Below are 22,501 nucleotides of genomic sequence, written 5' to 3' on the forward strand. Positions count from 1 at the left end.
GGCACGACCGGCGTGGGCGGGCAATCTTCGCCGGGTACCCGCGGGCTTGTGGTCGACGCCCGCCACCGGTCAGCCCGCCTGTCCGGCCAGGTGCTCGCGTACGCTGCGCGGGCGCAGGTCGGTCCAGGTGTGCTCGACGAACGCCAGGCACTCCTCCCGGCTGCCGGCGCAGCCCGTCTCCCGCCAGCCGGCCGGGATCTGCTTGTGCCGGGGCCAGAGCGCGTACTGTTCCTCGTCGTTGACCAGGACCCGGTGCTCGTCAGCCATCGCCGTTCCTCTCCTCGTGTCGGGCCAGGTGCAGTTCGCGGGCCAGGCGCTCCGGGGAGAGCGCGCGGATCTCCGCGAGCAGGTCGGTGAGCGGGTCGTCCGCGTCGTCGGCGGGTTCGCGGGGCGCCGGCGCGGTCAGCGCGGCGACGGCCCGGGCCAGGCCCGCCGGGGTGGGTGATTCGAAGATGGTGCCCGGGGGCAGGTCGACGCCGAGCGCGTCGCGGATCCGGGCCACCACCCGGGTGCCCAGCAGCGAGTGCCCGCCGAGTTCGAAGAAGTCGTCGTGCGGGCCGACGTCGTCCACCCCGAGCAGCTCCACCCAGATCCGGCGGACCACCTCGTACGCGTCGTCGCGCGCCGCGCCGGCCGGCGCCGGCCCGGCCACCGGGTCTGGCTCGGCGGCCTCCGCCGCGGCGACCGGCGCCGGGGGGTGGCTCGCCGGCGGGTCCACCCAGTGCCGCTGCCGGGCGAAGGGGTACGTGGGCAGCGGCACCCGGCGGCGCGCGCCGTCGCCGGCGTCCGGGGCCAGTGCCGCGCCGCCCAGCCAGAGCCGGCCCAGCGCGGTGGCCACCGCGACGTCCTCCCCGGCCGGGGAACGGTCCGCCGGGAGGGTGGTGACCACGGTGGTCGCCCGGGCCGCAGGGTGCTGCCGGGCCAGGGTGGCCAGGGTGCGGCCCGGGCCGACCTCGGCGAGGGCGTAGCGCTGGGCGAGCAGCAGTTCCACCCCGGCGCTGAAGGCCACCGGCCGACGCAGCTGCCGCACCCAGTAGTCCGGGTCGGTGGCCTCGTCGTCGGTGAGCCAGCGACCGGTCACGTTGGACACCACCGGCAGGGTGGGCGGCCGCAGCGGCACGGTACGCAGGTGCGCGGCGAAGGCGGGCAGCGCGCCGTCCATCAGGGCCGAGTGGAAGGCGTGCGAGGTGCGCAGCTCCCGGCAGGCGACCCCGCGCTCGCGCAGCGCGGCGGCGAGCGCGGCGACCGCCGCCGGCTCGCCGGAGACGGTGCTGAGCCGGGGCGCGTTGGCGGCGGCCACCGACACCCGCGGCGGCAGGAGCGCGGCCACCTCGTCGGCGGGCAGCTCGACGGAGAGCATCGACCCGGGCGGCTGGGCCTGCATGAGCCGGCCGCGTACGGCGACGGTGGCGAGCGCGTCGGGCAGCGTGAAGACGCCGGCCAGGCAGGCGGCCACGTACTCGCCGAGGCTGTGCCCGGCCAGCGCCGTCGGGCGCAGCCCTCGGTGGCGCAGCAGCTCGGCGAGGGCGTACTCGACGGCGAACAGGGCCGGCTGGGTCAGCCGGGTCTCGTCCAGCTCGCCGGTGGTCGGCGGTGCGTCGCCGGGCGGGCAGAGCAGCGCCCGCAGGTCCCGGTCGAGGTGCGGCCGGAGCAGCTCGGCGCAGCGGTCGAGGGCGGCCCGGTAGACCGGCTCGGTGCGGTAGAGGGTGCCGCCCATCCCGGCGTACTGCGCCCCCTGGCCGGGGAAGAGCAGCGCGACACCGGCCGGTTCGCCGGCCAGGCCGGTGCGGACCAGCGCGCAGTCGGGGTCGGCGAGCTGCGCGGCGGCCTCCTTGCCGCTGCCGGCGACGGTGACCAGGCGGTGCGGGAACTCCCGCCGGGTGGTGCGCAGGGTGTACGCGACGTCGGCGAGCGGCAGGTCGGGCTGCTCGGCGAGGTGGGCGGCGAGCCGGGTCCGGGCCCGGTCCAGCGCGTCGGCGTCCCGGGCGGAGAGGACGAGCAGCCGCGGCGCCTCCGGTGCGGGCGCGGCCGGGGCGACGGCCGGGGCGGCCTCCAGCACCACGTGGGCGTTGGTGCCGCCGATGCCGAAGGAGCTGACTGCCGCGCGTGGCGGCGCGCCGAGGTCCGGCCAGGGCAGCGGCGTGGTGTTGACCCGGAACGGCCCGTCGGCCAGGCCCGGGTGCGGTTCGGTGCAGTACGGGCTGGGCGGCACCACCCGGTGCTGCAGCGCCAGCACCGCCTTGATCAGCCCGGTGGCCCCGGCGGCCACGTCGAGGTGGCCGACGAGCGACTTGACCGAGCCGAGCGCGCAGCGGCCGGGCGCGACCCCGCGAAACGCCTCGCCGAGCGCCCGCAGCTCGATCTGGTCACCCAGGTCGGTGCCGGTGCCGTGCGCCTCGACGTACCCGATGGTCGCCGGGTCCACCTCGGCGACCTGCTGGGCGGCGCGGATCACCGCGACCTGCCCGTCCACGCCCGGCGCGGTGAAACCCACCTTCATCCGGCCGTCGTTGTTGACCGCCGAGCCGCGGATCACCGCGTGGATCGGGTCGCCGTCGCGGCGGGCGTCGGCGAGCCGGCGCAGCACGACCACGGCGGCGCCGTCGCCGCCGACGGTGCCGGTGGCGCGGGCGTCGAACGGGCGGCAGTGCCCGTCGCGGGACATGATGCCGCCCGACTCGTACCGGTAGCCGGTGCCGCCGGGCAGCCGGACGTGTGCCCCGCCGGCCAGCGCCACGTCGCACTCGCGGGCCAGCAGCCCCTGCGCCGCCAGGTGCACCGCGACCAGCGAGGAGGAGCAGGCGGTCTGCACCGCCACCGCCGGACCCCGCAGGTCCAGGTGGTACGCCACCCGGGTGGGCAGCGAGTCCTTGTCGTTGGCGAGCATCAGCTCGTACTCGGAGACCGTGTCCAGCGCCGGGTTGCGGAACAGGTGGTGCAGCAGGTAGCCGCTGGCCGCGCAGGCGGCGTAGACGCCGACCAGCCGGTCCGGGTCGCCGGCGAGGTGGCCGGACCGTTCCAGCGCCGCCCAGGCGCACTCCAGGAAGAGCCGCTGCTGCGGGTCGATGAGCCGGGCGTCGCGCGGCGAGTAGCCGAAGAACGCGGCGTCGAAGCGGTCCACCTCGGGCAGCGCGCCGTGCGCGGGCACGTGGTCGGGGTGGGCGCGGTCAGCCTCGGTGAGCCCGGCGGCGGCCAGCTCCTCCGGGGTGAACCGGGTGATCGCCTCCCGGCCGGCCAGCACGGTCCGCCACAGTTCGTCGACGTCGCCGCCGCCCGGGAAGCGCCCGGCCAGCCCGACGACGGCGATCTCCAGCCCGGTCTCCTGCTCGGTCATGGCCGTCCCTCCCCCACCGGCACCCGCCGGGCCCGCCGGGCCCGGTCGGCCAGCGCCTGCTTGCGTTCGTCCCGGCGCCGGCCGGCGTCCGGGTCCCCGGCCGGTACGGCCGCCGGTGTCGCGTCCGCGCCGCCGAGGTGGCGGGCCAGCAGCGCGACCGTCGGGTGGCGGAACAGCTCGACGGCGGGCACCGGCCGGCCCAGCCGTTCGGTCAGCCGGGTCTGCACCCGGGAAAGCAGCAGCGAGGTGCCGCCGAGGTCGAAGAAGTTGTCGTGCGCGCCCACCTCGGCCAGCCCGAGCACCTCCCGCCAGGTCTCCGCGACGGCCCGTTCCAGCTCCCCGGTCGGAGCGACGTACGCGCCGGCCGGGCGGGTCGGGGCGGGGGCCGGCAGCCGGGCGGGATCGAGCTTGCCGCTGGCCGTCATCGGCAGGTCGGGCACCGGCACGAGCGCCGCCGGCACCAGGTAGCGGGGCAGTTGGCGGAGCAATTCCCGGCGGACCTCCTCCACGTCCAGCCCGTCGCCGACGAGGTAGCCGACCAGCCGGCGACCGCCGGGGCTGTCGGTGCGTACCACGGCGGCGGCCCGGCGCACCCCGGGACACTCGCGCAGCCGGGCCTCCACCTCACCCAGCTCGATCCGGTAACCGTTGATTTTGACCTGGTCGTCGGCCCGACCGAGGAAGACCAGTTGGCCGTCGGCGCGCCAGCGGACCAGGTCACCGGTGGCGTACATCCGCTCGCCCGGGACGTACGGGTCGGGCCGGAACCGCTGCGCGGTCAGCGCCGGGTCGCCGAGGTAGCCGCGGGCCACCCCCGCGCCGGCCAGGTGCAACTCCCCGGGTACGCCGGGCGGCACCGGGCGCAGCTCGGCGTCGAGCACGTAGGCGCGCACCCCGGCCAGCGGCCGGCCGATCGGCAGCTCCCCGTCGTCCGGACCGCAGCGGGCGGCGGTGGCGGTGACGGTGGCCTCGGTCGGGCCGTACCCGTTGATCAGCAGCCGGCCGCGCGACCAGGCGGCGGCGACGTCCGGGGCGCAGGGTTCGCCGCCGACGGTGAGCACCCGCAGCCCCGGCACGGCGGCCGGGTCGAGCGCGTCGAGGACCACCGGCGGCAGGTCGGCGACGGTGATCCGGTGCCGCACCAGCGCGGCGGCCAGGTCGGGACCGGGGGCGCGCTCGTCCGGGCCGAGCAGGCGCAGGGTGGCGCCCGCAGTGAGCGCGGTGACCAGGTCGGACAGGGACACGTCGAAGCTGACCGAGTGGAACTGCAGCACCCGGTCGTCGGGGCGGACGCCGACCAGCCGCGCCTGCGCCTCGGCCAGGTTGCGCAGCCCCCGGTGGGTGCCGACGACGGCCTTCGGGCGGCCGGTGGAGCCGGAGGTGTAGATCAGGTAGGCGGCGCCGTCCGGATGCGGGCTGGGCAGCGCGGCGGTGTCCGGAGCCGGCTCGCCCACGACCGGTCCTTCGCGCGGGACGACCTGCCCGGCTGGCTCGTCCAGGCGCAGCAGCGGGGCGTCGGTGGCGGGCAGCGCCTCGACGGCCCCGGCGGCGGTGACCACCAGCCGCGCGTCGGCGTCGGCGAGCAGGTGGGCCAGCCGGGCCGCCGGTAGCTGCGGATCCAGCGGCAGGTAGACCCCGCCGGCTTGGAGCACGGCGAGGAACGCCACCACCCACTCCGGGCCGGCCGGCAGGCAGACCCCGACGGTGTGCTCGTCGCGTACGCCGCGGGCGCGCAGGGTGCGGGCCAGCCGGGTGGCCGCCGCGTCCAGCTCGGCGTAGCTCAGCGTCCGGTCCAGGTACGCCACGGCGACCGCGTCGGGGGCGCCGGCGGCCCGGCGGGCGACCAGGTCGGGCAGGGTGAGCCGGTCGTCGACCGGGGGCGCGGCGGCGGCCCAGCGGTCCACCAGTTCCCGGCCGTCGGCCGGGCCGAGCAGCGGCAGCCGGTCGACCGGGGTGTCCGGGTCGGTGAGGGCGGCGGTGAGCAGGGTGTCGAGCTGGTCGGCGAGGGCGCGGGCGGTGGCGGAGTCGAAGAGCCGGGTGCGGTACTCGACCCGGCCGTCGATGCGCCCGTCGTGCGGGATGACCGTCAGCGTCAGGTCGAACATGGAGGTGCCGGTGTGCGTCTCGCCGCTGGCCAGCACGGTGAGCCCGGGCAGGGCGAGCCGGTCCTCCCAGCCGTCCTCCACGGCGAACATCACCTGGGCGAGCGGGTGCCGGCCGGGGTCGCGCTCGGGTCGCAGCTCCTGGACCAGGGCGTCGAACGGCACCGGGTCGGTGAGCGCGCTGAGTGCGCGGTCGCGGAGCTGGTCGAGCAGGCCGGCGAAGGTGAGCCCGGCGTCGAGCCGGCTGCGCAGCACCAGGGTGTTCACGAAGAAACCGACGGCGGTCTCGCTGTCCAGGGTCTGCCGGTTCGCCACCGGGGTGGCGATGAGCAGGTCGGCCTGCTGGCTGCGCCGGTGCAGCAGCGCCGCCCAGCCGGCCGCGAAGATCATGTACGGGGTGGCGCCGATGCGCCGGCCCGCCTCGGCGACCAGGTCGGCGAGGGCGGGCGGCCAGCAGAACTCGATCTCGTGGCCGGCGTCCTCCAGCTCGGCCGGGCGGGGCCGGTCGGTGGGCAGGTCCAGCCCGGGCGGCGCGCCGGCCAGCGCGTCCCGCCACCAGGCCAGCCGCCGGGCCAACTCGGCCGGGTCGAGCAGCCGATCCTGGTGCAGGGCCGCCGGCACGTCCCGGGGCACCGGCGGCAGCGCGGGGGCCTGCCCGGCGCGCAGCGCCGCGTAGGCGGTGGAGAGCTCGTCGAAGAGCAGCCCCATGCTCCAGCCGTCGCAGACCACGTGGTGCAGGGAGAGCAGCAGCGTCCAGTCGGCCGGACCGGTGCGGCACAGGGTGGCCCGCACCAGTGGGCCCCGGGCCAGGTCGAACGGGCGGACCGCCTCGGCGGTGGCGAACCCGTCGAGCTCGTCCGGGGCGAGGTCGACCACCGGCACCGGCAGCCCGGCCGGCGGCCGCACCAGTTGGTGCGGCTGCCCGCCCAGCGGCACGAAGACGGTACGCAGCGCCTCGTGCCGGGCCACCACCAGGTCCAGGGCGGCGCGCAGCGCGGCCACGTCCAGCTCGCCGCGCAGGTCCACCCGGTACGGCACGTGGTAGGCGGGGCTGTCCGGGCGCAGCTGGGCCAGCAGCAGCATCCACTCCTGGGCGGCGGTGAGCGGGTGCACGCCGTAGCGGTCGCCGTCGGCGCGCACCGCAGCTAGGAACGCCCGGCGCCGCTCGGGCGGCAGCGCGTCGACCCGGCGGCGCAGCTCGTCCGGGCCCAGCGGGCCGCTCACCGGGCGCCCGCGCCATGTTCGAGCTGGTCGAGCAGGCCGGCCAGGTCGGCCGCGGGCGGCCCACCGGGCAGCGGATCGGCCGGGCCGGCCGCGGCGACCGGCCGGCCCGCCGCCGCGGCGATCTCGTCGGCCGCGGCGGCCAGCGCGGCGACCGTCGGGTGGTCGAAGACCAGCCGCAGCGGCACCTCCGCCCCGATCGCGGCCGACAGCCGGGACCGGACCCGGGTCGCCTTGAGCGACCGTCCACCGAGGTCGAAGAAGTCGTCGTCGCGGCCGCGGACCGGCACCCCGAGCACGTCCTGCCAGATCTCGGCCACCGCCTGCTCGGTCGGGGTCAGCGGCAGGTCCGGCGCGGGCTCGCTGGCCGCCCCGGGGTCGGGCAGCGCGGCCGCGTCGACCTTGCCGTTGCGGTTGAGCGGCAGCGCCGGCAGCGCCACGAACACGGCCGGCACCAGGTGGTCGGGGAGCTGCTCGCGGGCCCGGGCGCAGATCGCCGGCAGGTCCGCCCCGGCGGCGGGCACCACGTACGCGACCAGCCGGGCATCGCCGGCGGCGTCCCGGTCGGCCCGGACGTACGCGTCGTCGACCAGCCCGCCGCCGCGCAGCGCCCCGGTCACCTCGCCCGGCTCGACCCGGTACCCGCGGATCTTCACCTGGTGGTCGACCCGGCCGACGAACTCGATCAGCCCGTCCGGGCGTTGCCGCACCAGGTCGCCGGTGCGGTACAGCCGGCCGCCGGGGCGCGGTCCGAACGGGTCGGGCAGGAACATCTCCGCCGTCTGCCCGGGCCGGCCGAGGTAGCCGCGGGCGACCCCGTCGCCGCCGATGAACAGCTCGCCGAGCACCCCCGGCGGGACCGGCTGGAGCAGGTGGTCCAGCACGTACACCCGGGTGTTGGCGACCGGGCCGCCGATCGGCACCACCGGGTCGTCGTCGGCGAGCCGGGCGCAGTCGTACGTGGTGGTGTAGGTGGTGCCCTCGGTCGGGCCGTACCCGTTGACCAGGGTGGTGTCCGGGCAGGCGGCGCGCAGCCGGCGCACGGCGGTGCCGTCGGCCTGCTCCCCGCCGAAGGTGAGGTAGCGCAGGGCGGCCAGCGCGTCGGGCGCCTCGGTGGCCAGCTGCCGGGCCACCGAGGTGGCCAGGAACATCATCGTCACGCCCTGCTCGCGCAGCCGCCGGCGCAGCCTTTCCGGCACGATGACGTCGTCGATGTCCAGGTCGGCCAGGCAGGCGCCGTTGAGTAGCGCGCCCCACACCTCCAGGGTGGCCGCGTCGAAGGACATCGTGGCCGCCTGCCCCATCACGTCGTCGGGACGTACGGCCACGTAGTCGGTGTCGCGGACCAGCCGGACGATGTTGCGGTGGCTGACCCCGGTGCCCTTGGGCCGGCCGGTCGAGCCGGAGGTGTACATCACGTAGGCGAGCTGGTCGGGGTGGACGGTGACCGTGGGCGGCGCGTCCGGGCCGTCGCCGGTGGCGTCGTCCACGGCCAGCCGGGGGGTGCCGTCGGCGGGCAGCCGGTCGGCCAGCGCGGCCGGGTGCAGCAGCACCGCCGGGCGGGCGTCGGCGCACATCAACGCCAACCGCTCGACCGGGTAGCCCGGGTCCAGCGGCAGGTACGCCGCCCCGGCCTTGAGCGTGGCCAGGGCGGCCACCACCCAGCCGGCGGTGTCGGCGAAACAGAGCCCCACCAGGGACTCCGCGCCGACGCCGAGGGCGCGCAGCCGCCCGGCCAGCCGGTTCGACCGCCGGTCCAGCTCGCGGTAGCTGAGTACCCGGTCGCCGTCGCGCAGCGCCGGGGCGTCCGGGCGGCGGGCGGCCCACTCGGCGAACAACTCCGGCACCGACCGGTCCCGCGGGTACCCGGTGTCGGTGGCGTTGACCGCGAGCACGCTGCGCCGGTGGGTCTCGTCGTCCAGCAGGGACAGGTCGGAGAGCCGCCCGTCGGGGCGGTCCCGCAGCCGGGCCAGGAGCAGGGTCAGCTCCGCGGCGACCGGTTCGGCGTGCCGGTGACGCACGGTCAGCGTCCCGTCGGCGGCCACGGTGAGCCGCAGCTCGCCCCGGGCCCCGGCGGGCAGCGGGTCGGGCCCGATCGACACCACCGGCCGGTACGCCCCGGCGGCCGGCTCCGGCTCCGGACCGTCCCCGGTCGCGGCGTCGGCGGTCGCGGCGTCGGCGGTCGCGGCGTCGGCGGTCGCGGCCCGGACCAGGTCGCGCAGCTCGCGCCAGGTCGGGTCGGCGGACAGCCGCAGCGGCAGCGGACGCCAGCCGTCCCCGGCCGGCACCTCGGCGAGCAGCTCCCGCCGGCCGGTGCGGCGGCGCAGCAGGGCGAGCAGCCCGGCCAGCACGACGACCAGTGACTCGTCCGACCCGGCCGGCAGCGCCACGACGGCCACGCCGGGGCCGGCCGGGGCCGGCGGGTACGGCAGCTCGGGCGGCTCCGGCAACGCGCGGACCTGCGGCTGTTCGGTCATCGGATCTCATCCCCGATCGGCAGGCGACATGCGACGTCGGGGATTCTGCGCGGCGCGGGTGCCGGTTGCTTGTACGGCTACTGCGGGTGCCGTTCGGCCACCCTGACGGAAGTCTGAGCGTCGGCATAAGCCAATAGCGCATAGCAGTCAGTAAGTACACCGACTCTTTTGGTTATGGCGACAACGCTCGATGCCGACGATGATCGGGCCGGGGGGAAGCCACACCGGGCGAGGAACACGCATCGCCACGGTTGCTCTCCGCACGCCCGATCCTCCACAAGAGACCCCAGGAGCGGTGGATGTCCGGAGACCAGATCAGGCCGGGCTGGCGTTCCACGCCGACCCGGAACGCAAGGAAGGACGAGCATCGGACGCCGCGCGCACCGGACGCCCGGCTGCCCGGTGACGCGGAGCTGGGCGGCGCGCTGCGCCGGCTCGCCGACGCCGGTGACCGCACCGCCGCGCACCTGTGCCTGGTGGCCCAGCCGATGCTGTTCGGCCCGGTGGCACGCCGCACCCCGCTCGGCGATACCTGGCGGGACGCGCTGCGCCGGCACCTCGCCGGCGCCCCCGGCGAGGCGGCGGCCCGGCTGGCCGACGTACCGCTCGGCGGCACTGCCGCCGACGCCGTGCAGGTGCACTGCTTCGCCGCCGCGTACCACCTGGCCGCCGGCGAGCCGGAGCGGGCCGGGTACGCGGCCGAGGAGGCGGCCCGCGCCGCCGCGGGCTGCCGGCTGCCGGCTGCCGCGCAGGCGGTGGCCCGGCTCGGCGTGCTGCTGGCCGCCGCCGGCGGTGACGAGGCGCCCACCCGGGGCGGCCCGGACCTGGCCGCCGGGCTCCCCAGGCCGGATTTTGGGCTGTTCCGGTTGATGCTCCACTTCGAGGTGGCCCATCAGGCGCTGCGCACCGGGAACGCCGGCCCGGCGCTGCGGCACGCGGAGGCGGCGATCCGGCTGGCCGAGGCGACCGGCGGCAGCGGCCACGAACCGTACGCGCTCAGCCTCGCCGCCGCCGCCAAGTGTCAGCTGGGCCGGTTGGAGGACGCGCTCGCCGACGGCGCCGCCGGGCAGCGGCTGCGGGAGTTGGCCGGCGGCTCCACCGAGGAGGCGTTCGGGCTGGCCGTGCTCGGCATGGTGCACCGCCGTCGGCGGGAGCCGCGACAGGCCCGGCAGGCCCTGGAGCAGGCCCTCGCCGCCCTCGACTCCGGCGTGCGCCGCCCCGCCCTGCGGGTCTGGGTCCTCACCGAGCTGGCCCGGGTCCGCGCCGCCGACGACCTGCGCGCCGCCCGGGACCTGGCCGAGCGGGCGGTCACGCTGGCCGGCGACGCCGAGCGGTCCTCCGCCCTGCTGGCCCGGGGCTGGGTGGCGCTGCTGGCCGGCGACACCGGCCGGGCCCACCACGACGCGGCCGACGCGCGCACCGGCGCCACCCTCGACCGGCGGCGCGCCACCCTGGTCCAGGCCCTCCAGCTCACCGTGCTGGCCTCGGCCGACCCGCGGGCCGCCACCGGGCTGCTGGACGACGCCGCGACCCTCTGCCAGGAGCTGGGCGACCGGGCCGAGGAGGCGGCCGTCCGGCTCATCGCCGCGCGGCTGCGCGGCCGCCGGGCCCGCCGCGGCGCGGAGGGCGCCGAGCAGCAGCTCCGTCGCTGCGGGGTACGCCTGGACCCGGGCGTCGCCGACGGGCTCACCGCCATCACGCTGCGGGTGCCGGCCGTGGCGGTGCATACCCTCGGCGACTTCCGGGTGTTCCGCTCCGGCACCGTCGTGCCGTACCGGGAGTGGCAGTCGAAGAAGGCCCGGGACCTGCTGAAGATCCTGGTCGCGCACCGGGGCCGGGCGGTGCCGCGCAGCCGGCTGATGGAGCTGCTCTGGCCGGACGAGACCCCGTCGCGCACCGCCAACCGGCTCTCCGTGCTGCTGTCCACGCTGCGCCGGGTGCTCGGCACCGGGCAGGGCGGCGGGCACGGCCCGGTGCTGGCCGACCGCAGCTCGGTGGCGATCGACCTGAACGTGGTCGACGTGGACGTCGAGGCGTTCCTCATCGCCGCCGAGGAGGCGCAGGCCGCGCAGCGGGCCGGGCACGCCGACGCGCCCCGGCTGCTGGCCCGCGCCGACGAGCTGTACGGCGGTGACTTCCTCGCCGACGACCCGTACGACGACTGGACGCAGCCGCTGCGCGAGGAGGCGCAGGCCGCGCACACCAGCGTGCTGCGGGCGCTGGCCCAGCACGCCGGGGACACCGACCAGAAGCTGGTCTACCTGATGCGGCTGGTGCACCGCGACCCGTACGACGAGGACGCCCACCTGGAGCTGGTGCAGGTGCTCCGCGGCGCGGGCCGGCACGGCGAGGCGGAGCGGCGCTACCGCGCGTACGCCGACCGGATGCGCGAGCTGGGCATCACCCCGGCCGGCCGGTCCGCCCCGGACGAGCCGCTCGCCGCCGCGCCGCCGGCCCTCACCGGTACCGCGCCGCCGGCCGCCGGCCGGCCGACGGCGACCGACGCCCGCCGCGTTCCGCGGCCCCGGCCGGCCTGGTCGACCGAGGTCGGGCCGGGGCACCCGCCGCCGCTGTCGTACCGGCCGGAACACCCGCGACCCGCGCTGAGCCACCGCGGCTGAGGGTGGCCGTGGATCACTATTGGCCGGCCCCGGCGAGCAACGCCTCCGCCGAGCTGGTCCGGGCGTAGCGCAGGAACCGCCCGACCCGGTGGCTGCCGACCAGGCCGGCGTCGCGCAGCGCGGTCAGGTGGTGCGAGACCGTGCCGGCGCTCAGGCCGCAGCGCTGGGCCAACTCGGTGGTCGCGGCCGGTACCGCCAGCTCGTGCAGCAGGATCGCCCGGGTGCGTCCCAGCACCCGGGCGAGCGCCTCGCTGGCCGGGACGGTGCTGCGTTCCCAGAGCGTGCCGACGCCCCGGGCGGCGTAGCGCAGGACCGGCTGGGTGGCCGGCTCGGTCAGGTTCGACCAGACCCGCGAGCCGGCGAAGACCGACGGCACCAGCAGCAACCCGCGGCCGGCCAGGTCGGTCGCGCCGGCCCGGGTCAGGTGGTCGACGCGCAGCACGCCGTCCTCCCAGGAGACGGACGTGTCGATCCGGTTGAGCAGGCCGCGCACGCCCTGGGCGGCCATCACGCCGGCGCCGACCAGCACCTCCCGCTCCAGCAGGGTCCGCATCCGCGGCCAGTACGGCGCCAGCGCCGCGTCCGCGTACCCGGCGATCACGTCGGCGAGCCGGGCCAGGCCGGCGGCGGGGTCGTCGTAGAGGGCGGCCAGCCGGGCCGGCCGGGGGCCGGGCAGCTCGTCCAGTCCGGCCCGGACCACCTCCGGCGGGGTGGCCACCAGGGCGGCCAGTTCCAGCTCCAGCGTGGGCTGGAAGGTCAGCGGCGGTGGGCAGACGAAGGACGGGATGACCGTCGTCGGCACGGGCACCAGGTCGGCGAAGATCCGCCAGTCGAGGGTGGACAGCCGTGGCCGGACCTGCCGCAGCCACGGCTGGTGGGCGGGGAAGAACTCCGGGTTCTTGACCACCCGCAGGCTGGCCACCGCCTCCCACAGCGGCGAGACCGCGAACCGGATGTTGGCGAGGTCGTGGGCCCCCAGCGCGACGCTGAGCATGGCACCTCCATTGGATTCGACGCAGCTCAAACTTATCGACCCAGCCGGGTCCGGCGACCAGGGTGCTGCCATGACCACCATCGCGCGCCCACCGACCCGGTGGCCCCGGCCGTTCCGGTACGTCTACGCCGCCAACCTGGCCGACAGCATCGGCTACCAGGTGGGCTACCTGGCGCTACCGGTGCTCGCGGTGTCCGTGCTCGGCGCCACCCCCGGGCAGGTGGGCCTGCTCGCGGTGCTGAGCACCGCCGCGTTCCTGCTGGTCGGCCTCCCCGCCGGGGTGTGGGTGGACCGCTCGCCCCGCCGCACGGTGCTGATCGTCGCCGACCTGGTCCGCGGCGCGCTCTACGCCTCCGTCCCGCTGGCCTGGTGGGCCGGCGGCCTCACCATCGGGCAGTTGTACGCGGTGGTGCTGCTCGCCGGGGTCGCCACGGTCTTCGGCGACGTGGCGGCGCAGAGCTTCCTGCCGGAACTGGTCGGCCGGGATCGGCTGGTGGCGGCGAACTCCCTGCTGATGACCAGCAACGCCACCGTGCAGATCGGCGGGCGCGGTCTCGGCGGGCTGCTCGTGCAGGGACTCGGCGCACCGGTCGCGCTCGCCCTGAACGCGGTCACCCACCTGCTCTCCGCGCTCGCCCTCACCCGGGTACCCCCCGCCACCGGCGGTGCGGCCCGCGGTGCCGCCCGGCCCGGCGACTTCGGTCGACAACTCACCGAAGGGGTCCGGCATGTGCTGGGCAACCCGCTGCTGCGCCCGCTCGCCGTGTCCCTGGCCGGCATCAACCTCACGGTCAACCTGATGACCACCATGCTGCCGGTGGTCTTCCTGCGCGAACTGGGGCTCGGCGCCGGCGTCCTCGGACTCTTCCTCGCCGCCGGTGGCGCCGGCGCGCTGCTCGGCGCGGTGACGGCCCGGCCGCTGGCCGCGCGGATCGGGCACGGCCCGATGCTCTGGCTGCCCGGGGCGGTGGTCGCGCCGGCCGGCGCGCTGGTCGCGCTGGTCGATCGGGGCGGATGGTTGTGGCTGGCCGGGCTGGGTTGGCTGGCGCTGGCGTGGCGGACCGGGATCGGCAACGTGATCGGCGTCAGCCTGCGCCAACAGGTGACCCCGGACGCGCTGCTCGGCCGGATGAACGCCACCTTCCGGTTCCTGCTCACCGGCGCGATCGCGGTGGGCGCCGGGCTGGCCGGCCTGCTCGGCCAGTACGCCGGCCCACGGACCTCGCTCTGGATCGGCGCGGCCGGTGTGGCGCTGACCTGGCTGCCGGTGTTCCGCTCGCCGCTGCGGACCCTGGCCGACCCGGCCGCGCCGCCGGCGGTCGAGCGCTGACCGCCGCCGCGCCGCCCGGCCTGTTACCCGGCGGTTACCCGGCTGCGAAGCCACTGTGGCACGCCGGGCCGACCGTCGAGGCACGGAAGCACCGGAACCCGTCCGGTGGTCCGCAACCTCGACAGGAGAACAGCGATGAGACTGCGCAGAGCGATGTTGGCGCTGGTGGTCGTGCTCGGCGGACTGGTCGCCGGCGCGAGCGGCGCCACGGCGGCCGCCCCGTACTGCGGGATCACCTGGGGCAGCACGGCCAAATCGGGGGGCGCGCTGAGCGCGGCCCCGCTGATCGAGGTCCGCACCGGGCGGCACGACTGCTGGGACCGGGTGGTCTTCGAGTTCGACGGGTCCGCGGACGGTTACGCGGTGGCCTACGGCGAGACGTACACCGAGGGGCAGGGGCTGGCGCTGTCCCCGTACACCGCGGGGGGCGCGCTGCTGCGGGTGTCGCTGCGTGCGCCCGCGTACGACGACAACCACGTCGGCACCCTGCCGTACCGGGCCGGTGAGCACGCCGCCACGGTGCTCGGCTACCGGACCCTGCGGGACGTGGTGTTCGGCGGCAGCTACGAGGGCTACAGCACCTTCGCCGTCGGCGTCCGCGCCCAACTGCCGTTCCGGGTCTTCGTGCTCAGCGGTCCCGGTACGCACAGCCGGATCGTCCTCGACGTGGCCCACCAGTGGCAGGAGTGACCGCCGCGGCGGTGGTGCGGGGAGCCGACCGGCTTCCCGCACCGGCCGTTACGCCAGGTCCGTGCACCGTCGCGCCGGGCTACCCTGAGCAGGTCATGGAGGGCCGTGTGCTGGTCGTCGAGGACGATGCCTCCATTCGGGAGGTCACCGCCCTGGGCCTGCGGCGCGCCGGGTTCCGGGTGGACACCGCGGCGGACGGACCGACCGCGCTGGCCGCCTGGCGGGCCCGCCCCGTCGACCTGATCGTGCTGGACGTGATGCTGCCCGGCCTCGACGGCTTCCAGGTCTGCCGGGAGATCCGGCGCACCAGCCAGCTGCCGATCCTGATGCTCACCGCCCGCACCGACACCATCGACGTGGTCGTGGGCTTGGAGTGCGGCGCGGACGACTACCTGCGCAAGCCGTTCGACCTGCCGGAACTCGTCGCCCGGGTGCGCGCGGTGCTGCGCCGGACGGTGGCCCCGCCCGAGCAGCACACGGTCACCGCCGGCCCGCTGGAGATCGACCCGGCCCGGTTCGTCGCCCGCAAGGCGGGCCGGGAGCTGACCCTCACCGCCACCGAGTTCCGGCTGCTGCTGGAGCTGGCCCGCCGTCCCGGGCAGGTGTTCACCCGGGAGCTGCTGCTGGACCGGGTGTGGGGGCACAACTACCTCGGCGACTCCCGGCTGGTCGATGTGGCGGTGCAACGTCTGCGGGCCAAGGTGGAGGACGACCCGGGGGCGCCCACCCTGATCCGCACCGTGCGCGGCGCGGGCTACAAGCTCGCCCCGGGGTGAGGGCCGTGGCGGCGGGCAGGGTCAGCCCCGGGCGGCTGCGGCGGCGGCTCGTCGTCGCCTTCGTCCTGGTCGCCGGGGTGTCCGCCGGGGCGCTCGCCGGCGGCTCGTACCTGATGCTGCGGCAGGCCCGCTTCGACGGTTCCCTGCAACGCGCCGCCGCCGACGCCCGCTACCAGCTCGTGCTGGCCGGGCAGTTCGTGCCGCTGACCGACACCCGCCGGGCGGATCTGCTGGCCAGCTTCGCGCAGAACGGGCGGCCGGTGCTGCTGGTCACCGGCGACGTCCAGACGTCCGACCCCCGCTACGCGCCGGCGCCCGGGCCGGCCCTGCGCGACACGGTCGCCGCCGGCCAGCTCGGCTTCCAGCGCTCGGCCGGCGCCGCCGGATCGCACCTGCTGGTGGTCGGCGGCCGGATTCCCGGCTCCACCGCGGAGCTGTACGTGGTGACCGTCGAGGACGACCTCGTCGACGACCTGGACCAGCTGCGTACCGCGCTGGCGGTCGGCTGGATCGCGGTGGTGCTGGTCGCCGCCGCGGTCGGGCACACCCTCGCCCGGCGCACCCTGGAACCGGTCGGCCGGGCCAGCCGGGCCGCCCGGGCGGTCGCCGAAGGGCTGCTCGACACCCGGCTGCCGGTGGACGGCCGCGACGAGTTCAGCGTCTGGGCGGCCTCCTTCAACGAGATGGCGGAGGCGCTGGAGACGAAGATCGAGGCGCTGTCCCGGGCCCAGGCCCGCGAGCGGCGCTTCACCGCCGACGTGGCGCACGAGCTGCGTACCCCGGTCACCGCCCTGGTGGCGGCGGCGTCGCTGCTGGCCGACCAGCTCGACGCCCTCCCCGCCGACGGCCGCCGGGCCGCCGAACTCCTGGTCACCGACGTGGTCCGGCTGCGCCGGCTGGTCGAGGAGCTGATGGAGATCTCCCGCCTGGACGCCGGGCGGGAGGCGGTGGCGGTCCGGCCGGTCGACGTTGTAGCGCTGCTGGGCGGTATCGCCACGGCGCGCGGCTGGGCTGACCGGATCCGCGTGACCGGCGCCGCCCCGTCGGTGGACACCGACCCGCGCCGGCTGGAACGGGTGCTGGCCAACCTGCTGTCCAACGCCGTCGAGCACGGCGGCGGCGCGGTCCGGGCCGAGGTGCGGCACACCGGGACGGCGCTGGTCGTCGACGTCACCGATCGGGGGCCGGGCATCCCCGCCGAGCACCTGCCACACCTGTTCGACCGCTTCTACAAGGTCGACCCGGCCCGTACCGGCGCCGGCAGCGGCCTCGGCCTGGCCATCGCCCAGGAGAACGCCCGGCTGCTCGGTGGCCGGCTGACCGTCGACAGCGAACCCGGCCGGGGCACCCGCTTCCGCCTCGACCTGCCCACCACCGGAGACGAGCCGTGCGAAGCCTGATCGCGCCGGTCGCGGCGCTGCTGCTGCTCACCGCCGGCTGCGCGCCGGCCCGTTCCGGCACGCTCGGCCCGGCCCCGGTCGCCCCGACCACCCGCACGCCGCCGGCCGCCACGGCACCCCGCACCCCCTCCCCCGCCGCCTCGCCCGGCCGGCCCACCCCGACGCCGCCGGCCGCGCCGGCCAGCACCGCCGCGCCGGGGCCCGGGGACACCGTCACCGTGCAGCTCTGGTTCACCCGCGCCGGCCGGCTGGTGCCGACCCGGCGCACCCTGCCCGCCACCCCGGCCACCTCCCGGCTGGCCCTCACCGAACTCGCCGCCGGGCCCACCCTGGCCGAGACGGCGGCCGGGATGACCTCGCTGGTCCCGCCCGGCGTGCAGGTCAGCCGGATCGCCGACCGGATCGCCACGCTGGTCCCGCCGACCAGCTTCGACACCGGCGGCGCGAGCGCCGCCCGACTGCGCCGCGCCCAGGTGGTCTGGACGCTCACCCAGTTCCCCACCGTGCGGCGGGTCGCCTTCGCCTCGACCGACACCGCGCCGGCCGACCGCGCCGACTACGCCGACCTGCTCCCGCCGATCGTGGTCACCGGCCCGGCCGTCGGCGACCGGGTCAGCAGCCCGATCACCGTCACCGGTACCGCGAACGTCTTCGAGGCCACGGTGAGCGTGCGGGTGCTCGACAGCGCCGGCCGGGAGATCGGCACCGCGTTCACCATCGCCACCTGCGGCTCCGGCTGCCGCGGCGACTACCGGGTCGCCGTGCGCTACCGGCGGGCCGCGCCGGGCCCGGGCACCATCGAGGTGTACGAGGTGTCGGCGCAGGACGGGTCGCGGATCAACTCGGTGGCCGTGCCGGTCGTGCTGGCCGCCAGCGGCTGACCGCGCCTACCGGGCGTCGGCGTCACGGGCCTCGTAGATCCACGCCTCCGCCGCGCCCTCCGGCGCCCGTTCCGCCCGCTGGTACTCGACGACGCCCGTCTCCTCGTGCGCGCCGTGCAGTTTGAGCTGGTACGTCGGCGGTGGATGCTCGGCGTCCGGCACGTCCCAGTTCACCGGCACCCCGTCGTACGGCCCGCCGCGCAGGCGCAGCTTCACGATTGCCACGTTCTGACCGTAACGAAGCGGGCGGTCGCGCGGGCGGATTAGCGGGCTCCGGTCAGCCCAGACCGGCCGCCGCCTCGTCGAGGTGGGTCAGGAACCGCCGTACCGCCGCCGGCCGGCTGCGCCCGGCGACGGTGGCCGCGAAGACCCGCCGCACCGAGGCGTCGTCGGGGTGCAGCCGGAGCAGGGCGAGATCGGGCGGGGTGGCCCGGACCGCGAGCGCGGGCACCAGCGCGACGCCGAGCCCGGCCGCCACGCAGCCGAGCTTGCCGGTCCACTCGGCGGCCACGATGTCGACGCGGGGCCGGAAGCCGGCGGGCAGGGTGGCCCGCAGCAGGGTCTCCTCGGCGGTGGCGGAGCCGGCGATGAACGCGTCGTCGGCCAGTTCGGGCAGCCGGACGGTGCGGCGGTGGGCGAGCCGGTGCGTGCGGGGCACCGCCACCAGCAGCACCTCGTCGACGAGGTGGTGCAGGTCGAACCGCTCGCCGTCGAGCGGCTGGTCGGGCGGCGCGCTCACCACGGCCACGTCGGCGTCCCCGGTGAGCAGGCGGTCCAGCAGCCGCGGCGTCAGCCCTTCGACCAGGTGCAACGCCACCGCGGGGTGGGCCGACCGGAACGCGGCCAGGGCGCGGGGCACCAGTGCGGCCACCGCCGTGGGGAACGCACCGACCCTCAGCCGGCCGGCGGTCAGGTCCCGCAGCGCGGTGAGGTCCCGGCGGGCGGTGTCCAGCCGGTCGAGCACGGCCTCGGCGTGGCCGAGCAGGCAGCGGCCCTCCTCGGTCAGCGCGACACCGCGCGGCAGCCGGTCGAACAGCGGCGCGCCGACCTCGGCCTCCAGGGCGGCGATCTGCCGGGACACCGCGGACTGGGTGTAGCGCAGGCTCCGGGCGGCCGCCGTGATGGAGCGGTGCGCGGCGACGGTACGGAAGGTGTGGAGGGTCTCGGGCTGCACCCGACCATCCTGCCATGCTGCTGACGCATGGCAGGGATGCCAGAGATTCGCTGGTAGCATCGCCGCGCGGCTCCTAGCGTTGCGGCACATGGACCTCGCACTGCTCGGCACCGGCACGATGGGCACCGCCATCGGCCGTCGCCTGCTGGCCGCCGGCCACCGACCCACCGTCTGGAACCGCACCCCCGCCCGGACCGCGCCGCTCGTCGCGGCGGGCGCCCGCGCCGCCGCCACCCCGGCCGAGGCCGTCCGGGACGCCGACGTGGTGATCACCATGCTCACCGACGCCACCGCGGTACGCGACGTGCTGCGCTCCGCCGGGCCCGCGCTGCGGCCCGGCACCCACGTGGTCGAGATGTCCACCGTCGGCCCGGCGGCGCTGCCGGAACTGGCCGCGCTGCTACCGCCGGGCGTGCACCTGGTCGACGCGCCCGTCGCGGGCAGCGCCCCGGCCGCCGTGGCCGGCCGGCTCACCGTGCTGGCCGGCGGCGACGAGGCCGCGCTCGACCGGGTCACCCCGGTGCTGGAGCGGCTCGGCACCGTCCGCCGCTGCGGCGGTCCCGGTCGCGGCGCCGCCCGGAAGCTGGTGCTCAACACCGCCCTGGTCACCGCCGTCGCAGCGGTCGCCGACGCGCTGGCGGTCGCCAAGGCGGTCGGGCTGGACCGGCGGACCGCGCTCGACGCCCTCGCCGACGGACCGCTCGGCGCCGCGGTCGCGCGGGCGACCAGCACGGACGCCGCGTTCGCCGTGAGCCTCGCCGCCAAGGACGCCCGGCTCGCCCTGGACGCCCTGGACGGCGCGCCCGCGCCCCTGCTGCGCGCCGCCGCGACGGTCCTCGCGGCCGCACCCCACCCCGACCTCGACCTCGCCACCCTCACCCGCGATCCCGGCAAGGAGCACCCATGAGCATCACCCTGGACAACCCGGCGACCGTCCCCGCGCCCTTCGGTGACCGGTTCGCCCACGTCGCCCGCCTCGACCTGCCCGGCGGCGCGCTGCTCGTCCTCTCCGGCCAGGTAGGCGTGGACGAGCACGGCGTGATCGTCGAGCCCGGCGACGTCCGGGCCCAGTCGGAACGGATCTTCGCGCTGATCGGCGACCTGCTCGCCGCGCACGGCGCCACCTTCGACGACGTCCTGCACGTCCGGACGTTCCTGACCGACCTCGGCGACCTGGCCGGGTACGCGGCGGTCCGCGGCCGGTACTTCCCGCGCACCCGACCCGCCAGTACCACCGTGGAGGTGAGCCGGCTCTTCCTCGACGGGGCGGTGCTGGAGGTCGAGGTGATGGCCGCGGTCATCTCGACCTGACGTGCCGATCCGAGCGACCCGCTCGCCGTCCGGGACCGGTGGGCGGCGCCGGATCCGCCAGCCGCAGAATGGCCGCCGTGACGATCTTCCTGTGCGCGCGCTGTGGCGAGGCGTTGACCGCCGACCTGGCTGCGCTGCCCGCCGTTCCGGACGCGCCCGACGAGTCGCAGCGCGATCCGGAGACACGGCGGCTTCCCTCCACCGTGCCGGCCGGTCACTACGCCGTCGAAACAGAGCCCTGGGGCGGGCCCTACGTACCCCAGGACAATCAGGACGATCCAAAGCCCTGCCAGCCACGGGGCAACTGCTACTGCACCGACGACGGCTTCGTGACGTCCGCCGGACCGAGGAACACCATCGTGATCCACCCGGACGACGCTCCCACGCTGCGGCCGCTGCCGAACTGGGAGAACAGCTCCGGCTGCTGTGGCCCGGCGGGCTACCACGGCCCGAACCGGGCGTGCCCGTGCGGCAACCGCCTCGCCACCCTCGCCGCCGACTGCTACACACCGTATGAACTGCACCTGGATCCGGTACGGGTCACCCCGGTCGAGGGGTAGAACACCGCCCGACCCGGTGGTCGAGCTGTCCCCACAGCGGACGGCAGGTCGAGACCAGAGCGGGAATCGAACCCGCGTGCACGGTTTTGCGGACCGTTCCCTCACCACTCGGGCACCTGGTCGGGATGCGGCGGTGCCCCCGGCTGGAATCGAACCAGCGACCTTCGGATCCGGAATCCGACGCGCTCTCCGCTGCGCCACGGGGGCGTGAGCTGCGAGCCGAGGACTCGAACCTCGAACCTTCCCTTCCAGAGAGGGACGTGCTGCCTGTTGCACCAGCTCGCATGGGATCCGCGTACCGCGGACCGTGCCCCGACCAGGATTCGAACCTGGGCATCCGGCTTCGTAGGCCGGCGCGCTGTCCGCTGCGCCACCGGGGCGTACCGACCGGCGCCCCACCCCCTCCCGGGGCGCCGGTCGCCGGGTGTCAGCCCTTCACGCAGACCACCTGCTTGAGATGGGCGACCACCTCGACCAGGTCCTCCTGCTGGGCCATCACCCGGGTGATGTCCTTGTACGCGCCGGGGATCTCGTCGACCACCCCGGCGTCCTTGCGGCACTCCACGCCGGCCGTCTGCGCGGCCAGGTCGGCGGTGCTGTACGTCCGCTTCGCCTGCCCCCGCGACATCCGCCGCCCGGCCCCGTGCGAGGCCGAGCAGTACGCGTCGAGGTTGCCCTTCCCGCGCACGATGTACGAGCCGGTGCCCATCGAGCCGGGGATGATGCCCAGGTCGCCCTTGCCGGCCCGGATCGCCCCCTTGCGGGTCACCAGCACGTCCACCCCGTCGTACGTCTCCTCCGCCACGTAGTTGTGGTGGGAGGAGATCGGCTCGTCGTAGCTCACCTGCGGGAACTCGTCCCGGACCACCTGGCAGAGCAGGGCGAGCAGGACGGCGCGGTTGCGCCGCGCGTACTCCTGCGCCCACCAGAGGTCCCGGCGGTAGGCGTCCATCTCTGGCGTGCCGGTGAGGAACACCGCGAGGTCCCGGTCGGGCAGGTCGACGTTGTGCGGCAGCCGCCGGGCCACCGCCATGTGCCGCTCGGCCAGTTCCTTGCCGATGTTGCGCGAGCCGGAGTGCAGCATCAGCCAGACCCGACCGTCGTCGGGCCCGCCCTGCTCGAGGCAGACCTCGATGAAGTGGTTGCCGCCGCCGAGGGTGCCGAGCTGTCGCTGGGCCCGGGTCTCCAGCTGCGCCACCTTCCGGTCGAGGGTGCCGAAGCGTCGCCAGAAGTCGGCCCAGCCGCCCTGCTCCAGGCCACGGATCCGGCGCGGGTCGAGTGGGTCGTCGTGCTTGGCGAAGCCGACCGGGATGGCCGCCTCGATCGCGCCGCGCAGCGCCGCGAGGTCGTCGGGGAGGTCGGCGGCGGTGAGCGAGGTGCGGACCGCGGACATCCCGCAGCCGATGTCGACGCCGACGGCGGCCGGCGACACGGCCTGCCGCATGGCGATGACCGAGCCGACGGTGGCGCCCTTGCCGAAGTGCACGTCGGGCATGACCGCGACGCCCTGCACCCACGGCAGCGCGCCGATGTTGCGCAGCTGCCGGGCCGCCTGCGCCTCGATCGTGTACGGGTCGGTCCAGACCCGGACCGGCGCCCGGGTACCGGCCAGCGGGGTGAAACCCATCGT

General features: G+C 76.5%; 17 protein-coding genes and 4 tRNA genes. 9 read left to right on the top strand and 12 right to left on the bottom strand.

Translation table 11 applies throughout. The features are described from left to right. Window positions 1-69 precede the first annotated feature (69 nt). The 4 genes from AB0I11_RS19645 to AB0I11_RS19660 are packed head-to-tail and all read right to left on the bottom strand — an operon-like array spanning window position 70 to window position 9,134. Window positions 70-267, bottom strand: a complete 198-nt coding sequence (locus AB0I11_RS19645; protein ID WP_357322049.1) for an MbtH family NRPS accessory protein — start codon at window positions 265-267, stop codon at window positions 70-72. Next, window positions 260-3,334, bottom strand: a complete 3,075-nt coding sequence (locus AB0I11_RS19650; RefSeq protein ID WP_357322052.1) for a beta-ketoacyl synthase N-terminal-like domain-containing protein — start codon at window positions 3,332-3,334, stop codon at window positions 260-262. The genes AB0I11_RS19645 and AB0I11_RS19650 overlap by 8 nt, the downstream gene beginning before the upstream one ends. Further along, window positions 3,331-6,660, bottom strand: a complete 3,330-nt coding sequence (locus tag AB0I11_RS19655; RefSeq protein WP_357322055.1) for an amino acid adenylation domain-containing protein — start codon at window positions 6,658-6,660, stop codon at window positions 3,331-3,333. Before AB0I11_RS19655 ends, AB0I11_RS19650 begins: the two co-directional genes overlap by 4 nt. Beyond that, window positions 6,657-9,134 carry a non-ribosomal peptide synthetase gene (locus AB0I11_RS19660; protein WP_357322058.1) on the bottom strand — a complete coding sequence of 826 codons (2,478 nt, stop codon included), beginning with the start codon at window positions 9,132-9,134 and terminating at the stop codon, window positions 6,657-6,659. Before AB0I11_RS19660 ends, AB0I11_RS19655 begins: the two co-directional genes overlap by 4 nt. Window positions 9,135-9,433: 299 nt before the next feature. Here AB0I11_RS19660 and AB0I11_RS19665 point away from each other — a divergent pair, with 299 nt between their 5' ends. Then, a complete protein-coding gene (locus tag AB0I11_RS19665; RefSeq protein WP_357322061.1) occupies window positions 9,434-11,755 on the top strand; it encodes a BTAD domain-containing putative transcriptional regulator in 2,322 nt (773 codons plus the stop codon). Window positions 11,756-11,771: 16 nt separating this feature from the next. Here AB0I11_RS19665 and AB0I11_RS19670 read toward each other — a convergent pair whose 3' ends face one another. Next, window positions 11,772-12,749, bottom strand: a complete 978-nt coding sequence (locus AB0I11_RS19670) for a DUF5937 family protein (protein WP_357322064.1) — start codon at window positions 12,747-12,749, stop codon at window positions 11,772-11,774. Window positions 12,750-12,819: 70 nt separating this feature from the next. On the opposite strand from AB0I11_RS19670, the gene AB0I11_RS19675 reads away from it, so the two are divergent. The 5 genes from AB0I11_RS19675 to AB0I11_RS19695 all read left to right on the top strand — a co-directional run bounded on the left by AB0I11_RS19675 (window position 12,820) and on the right by AB0I11_RS19695 (window position 17,826). Beyond that, the gene (locus AB0I11_RS19675; RefSeq protein WP_357322067.1) at window positions 12,820-14,079 is read left to right on the top strand and encodes an MFS transporter; all 1,260 of its coding nucleotides are present in this window, start codon (window positions 12,820-12,822) and stop codon (window positions 14,077-14,079) included. 135 nt (window positions 14,080-14,214) lie between these two features. Then, window positions 14,215-14,769 (top strand): hypothetical protein, encoded by a 555-nt coding sequence (locus AB0I11_RS19680; RefSeq protein WP_357322070.1) that lies wholly within the window; start codon window positions 14,215-14,217, stop codon window positions 14,767-14,769. A gap of 95 nt (window positions 14,770-14,864) precedes the next feature. Beyond that, window positions 14,865-15,545: a response regulator transcription factor gene (locus AB0I11_RS19685; RefSeq protein WP_357322073.1), complete on the top strand. Its 681-nt coding sequence runs from the start codon at window positions 14,865-14,867 to the stop codon at window positions 15,543-15,545. 5 nt (window positions 15,546-15,550) lie between these two features. Continuing rightward, window positions 15,551-16,945: a HAMP domain-containing sensor histidine kinase gene (locus tag AB0I11_RS19690; protein WP_357322077.1), complete on the top strand. Its 1,395-nt coding sequence runs from the start codon at window positions 15,551-15,553 to the stop codon at window positions 16,943-16,945. Beyond that, on the top strand, window positions 16,933-17,826 hold the full coding sequence (locus AB0I11_RS19695; RefSeq protein WP_357322080.1) for a Gmad2 immunoglobulin-like domain-containing protein: 894 nt from the start codon (window positions 16,933-16,935) through the stop codon (window positions 17,824-17,826). The genes AB0I11_RS19690 and AB0I11_RS19695 overlap by 13 nt, the downstream gene beginning before the upstream one ends. Window positions 17,827-17,832: 6 nt before the next feature. On the opposite strand, the gene AB0I11_RS19700 is transcribed toward AB0I11_RS19695, so the two are convergent. Continuing rightward, the gene (locus AB0I11_RS19700; RefSeq protein WP_357322083.1) at window positions 17,833-18,051 is read right to left on the bottom strand and encodes a hypothetical protein; all 219 of its coding nucleotides are present in this window, start codon (window positions 18,049-18,051) and stop codon (window positions 17,833-17,835) included. Window positions 18,052-18,103: 52 nt separating this feature from the next. Further along, window positions 18,104-19,000, bottom strand: coding sequence for a LysR substrate-binding domain-containing protein (locus tag AB0I11_RS19705; protein ID WP_357322085.1), 897 nt, complete (start codon window positions 18,998-19,000; stop codon window positions 18,104-18,106). Here AB0I11_RS19705 and AB0I11_RS19710 point away from each other — a divergent pair. The 3 genes from AB0I11_RS19710 to AB0I11_RS19720 all read left to right on the top strand — a co-directional run bounded on the left by AB0I11_RS19710 (window position 18,948) and on the right by AB0I11_RS19720 (window position 20,871). Then, complete coding sequence (locus AB0I11_RS19710) at window positions 18,948-19,907, top strand: NAD(P)-dependent oxidoreductase (RefSeq protein WP_357322190.1); 960 nt, start codon at window positions 18,948-18,950, stop codon at window positions 19,905-19,907. The two genes, AB0I11_RS19705 and AB0I11_RS19710, sit on opposite strands and share 53 nt — an antisense overlap. Further along, window positions 19,904-20,311, top strand: coding sequence for a RidA family protein (locus AB0I11_RS19715; RefSeq protein WP_357322090.1), 408 nt, complete (start codon window positions 19,904-19,906; stop codon window positions 20,309-20,311). Before AB0I11_RS19710 ends, AB0I11_RS19715 begins: the two co-directional genes overlap by 4 nt. A gap of 77 nt (window positions 20,312-20,388) precedes the next feature. Continuing rightward, the gene (locus tag AB0I11_RS19720) at window positions 20,389-20,871 is read left to right on the top strand and encodes a hypothetical protein (protein WP_357322093.1); all 483 of its coding nucleotides are present in this window, start codon (window positions 20,389-20,391) and stop codon (window positions 20,869-20,871) included. A 51-nt stretch (window positions 20,872-20,922) separates the two neighbouring features. Here AB0I11_RS19720 and AB0I11_RS19725 read toward each other — a convergent pair. The 5 genes from AB0I11_RS19725 to AB0I11_RS19745 form a co-directional block, all read right to left on the bottom strand. Beyond that, a tRNA-Cys gene (locus AB0I11_RS19725) sits at window positions 20,923-20,993 on the bottom strand. Between the two features lie 12 nt (window positions 20,994-21,005). Further along, a tRNA-Arg gene (locus AB0I11_RS19730) sits at window positions 21,006-21,078 on the bottom strand. Window positions 21,079-21,083: 5 nt separating this feature from the next. Then, window positions 21,084-21,156: transfer RNA gene (locus AB0I11_RS19735), tRNA-Gln, on the bottom strand. A 23-nt stretch (window positions 21,157-21,179) separates the two neighbouring features. Continuing rightward, a tRNA-Arg gene (locus tag AB0I11_RS19740) sits at window positions 21,180-21,251 on the bottom strand. Between the two features lie 47 nt (window positions 21,252-21,298). Beyond that, entirely contained in the window at window positions 21,299-22,498 is a 1,200-nt protein-coding gene (locus AB0I11_RS19745) for an RtcB family protein (protein WP_357322096.1), read from the bottom strand. Between the last annotated feature and the right edge of the window lie 3 nt (window positions 22,499-22,501).

It is taken from the genome of Micromonospora sp. NPDC050495 (genome assembly GCF_040655175.1).
Taxonomy (GTDB): domain Bacteria; phylum Actinomycetota; class Actinomycetes; order Mycobacteriales; family Micromonosporaceae; genus Micromonospora.

What these genes read in the sequence shown, in the direction of transcription:
- AB0I11_RS19645 (WP_357322049.1), bottom strand. Translation starts at nt 267, where the DNA reads ATGGCTGACGAGCACCGGGTCCTGGTCAACGACGAGGAACAGTACGCG.
- AB0I11_RS19650 (WP_357322052.1), bottom strand. Translation starts at nt 3,334, where the DNA reads ATGACCGAGCAGGAGACCGGGCTGGAGATCGCCGTCGTCGGGCTGGCC.
- AB0I11_RS19660 (WP_357322058.1), bottom strand. Translation starts at nt 9,134, where the DNA reads ATGACCGAACAGCCGCAGGTCCGCGCGTTGCCGGAGCCGCCCGAGCTG.
- AB0I11_RS19665 (WP_357322061.1), top strand. Translation starts at nt 9,434, where the DNA reads ATGTCCGGAGACCAGATCAGGCCGGGCTGGCGTTCCACGCCGACCCGG.
- AB0I11_RS19670 (WP_357322064.1), bottom strand. Translation starts at nt 12,749, where the DNA reads ATGCTCAGCGTCGCGCTGGGGGCCCACGACCTCGCCAACATCCGGTTC.
- AB0I11_RS19675 (WP_357322067.1), top strand. Translation starts at nt 12,820, where the DNA reads ATGACCACCATCGCGCGCCCACCGACCCGGTGGCCCCGGCCGTTCCGG.
- AB0I11_RS19680 (WP_357322070.1), top strand. Translation starts at nt 14,215, where the DNA reads ATGAGACTGCGCAGAGCGATGTTGGCGCTGGTGGTCGTGCTCGGCGGA.
- AB0I11_RS19685 (WP_357322073.1), top strand. Translation starts at nt 14,865, where the DNA reads ATGGAGGGCCGTGTGCTGGTCGTCGAGGACGATGCCTCCATTCGGGAG.
- AB0I11_RS19710 (WP_357322190.1), top strand. Translation starts at nt 18,948, where the DNA reads ATGGAGCGGTGCGCGGCGACGGTACGGAAGGTGTGGAGGGTCTCGGGC.
- AB0I11_RS19715 (WP_357322090.1), top strand. Translation starts at nt 19,904, where the DNA reads ATGAGCATCACCCTGGACAACCCGGCGACCGTCCCCGCGCCCTTCGGT.
- AB0I11_RS19745 (WP_357322096.1), bottom strand. Translation starts at nt 22,498, where the DNA reads ATGGGTTTCACCCCGCTGGCCGGTACCCGGGCGCCGGTCCGGGTCTGG.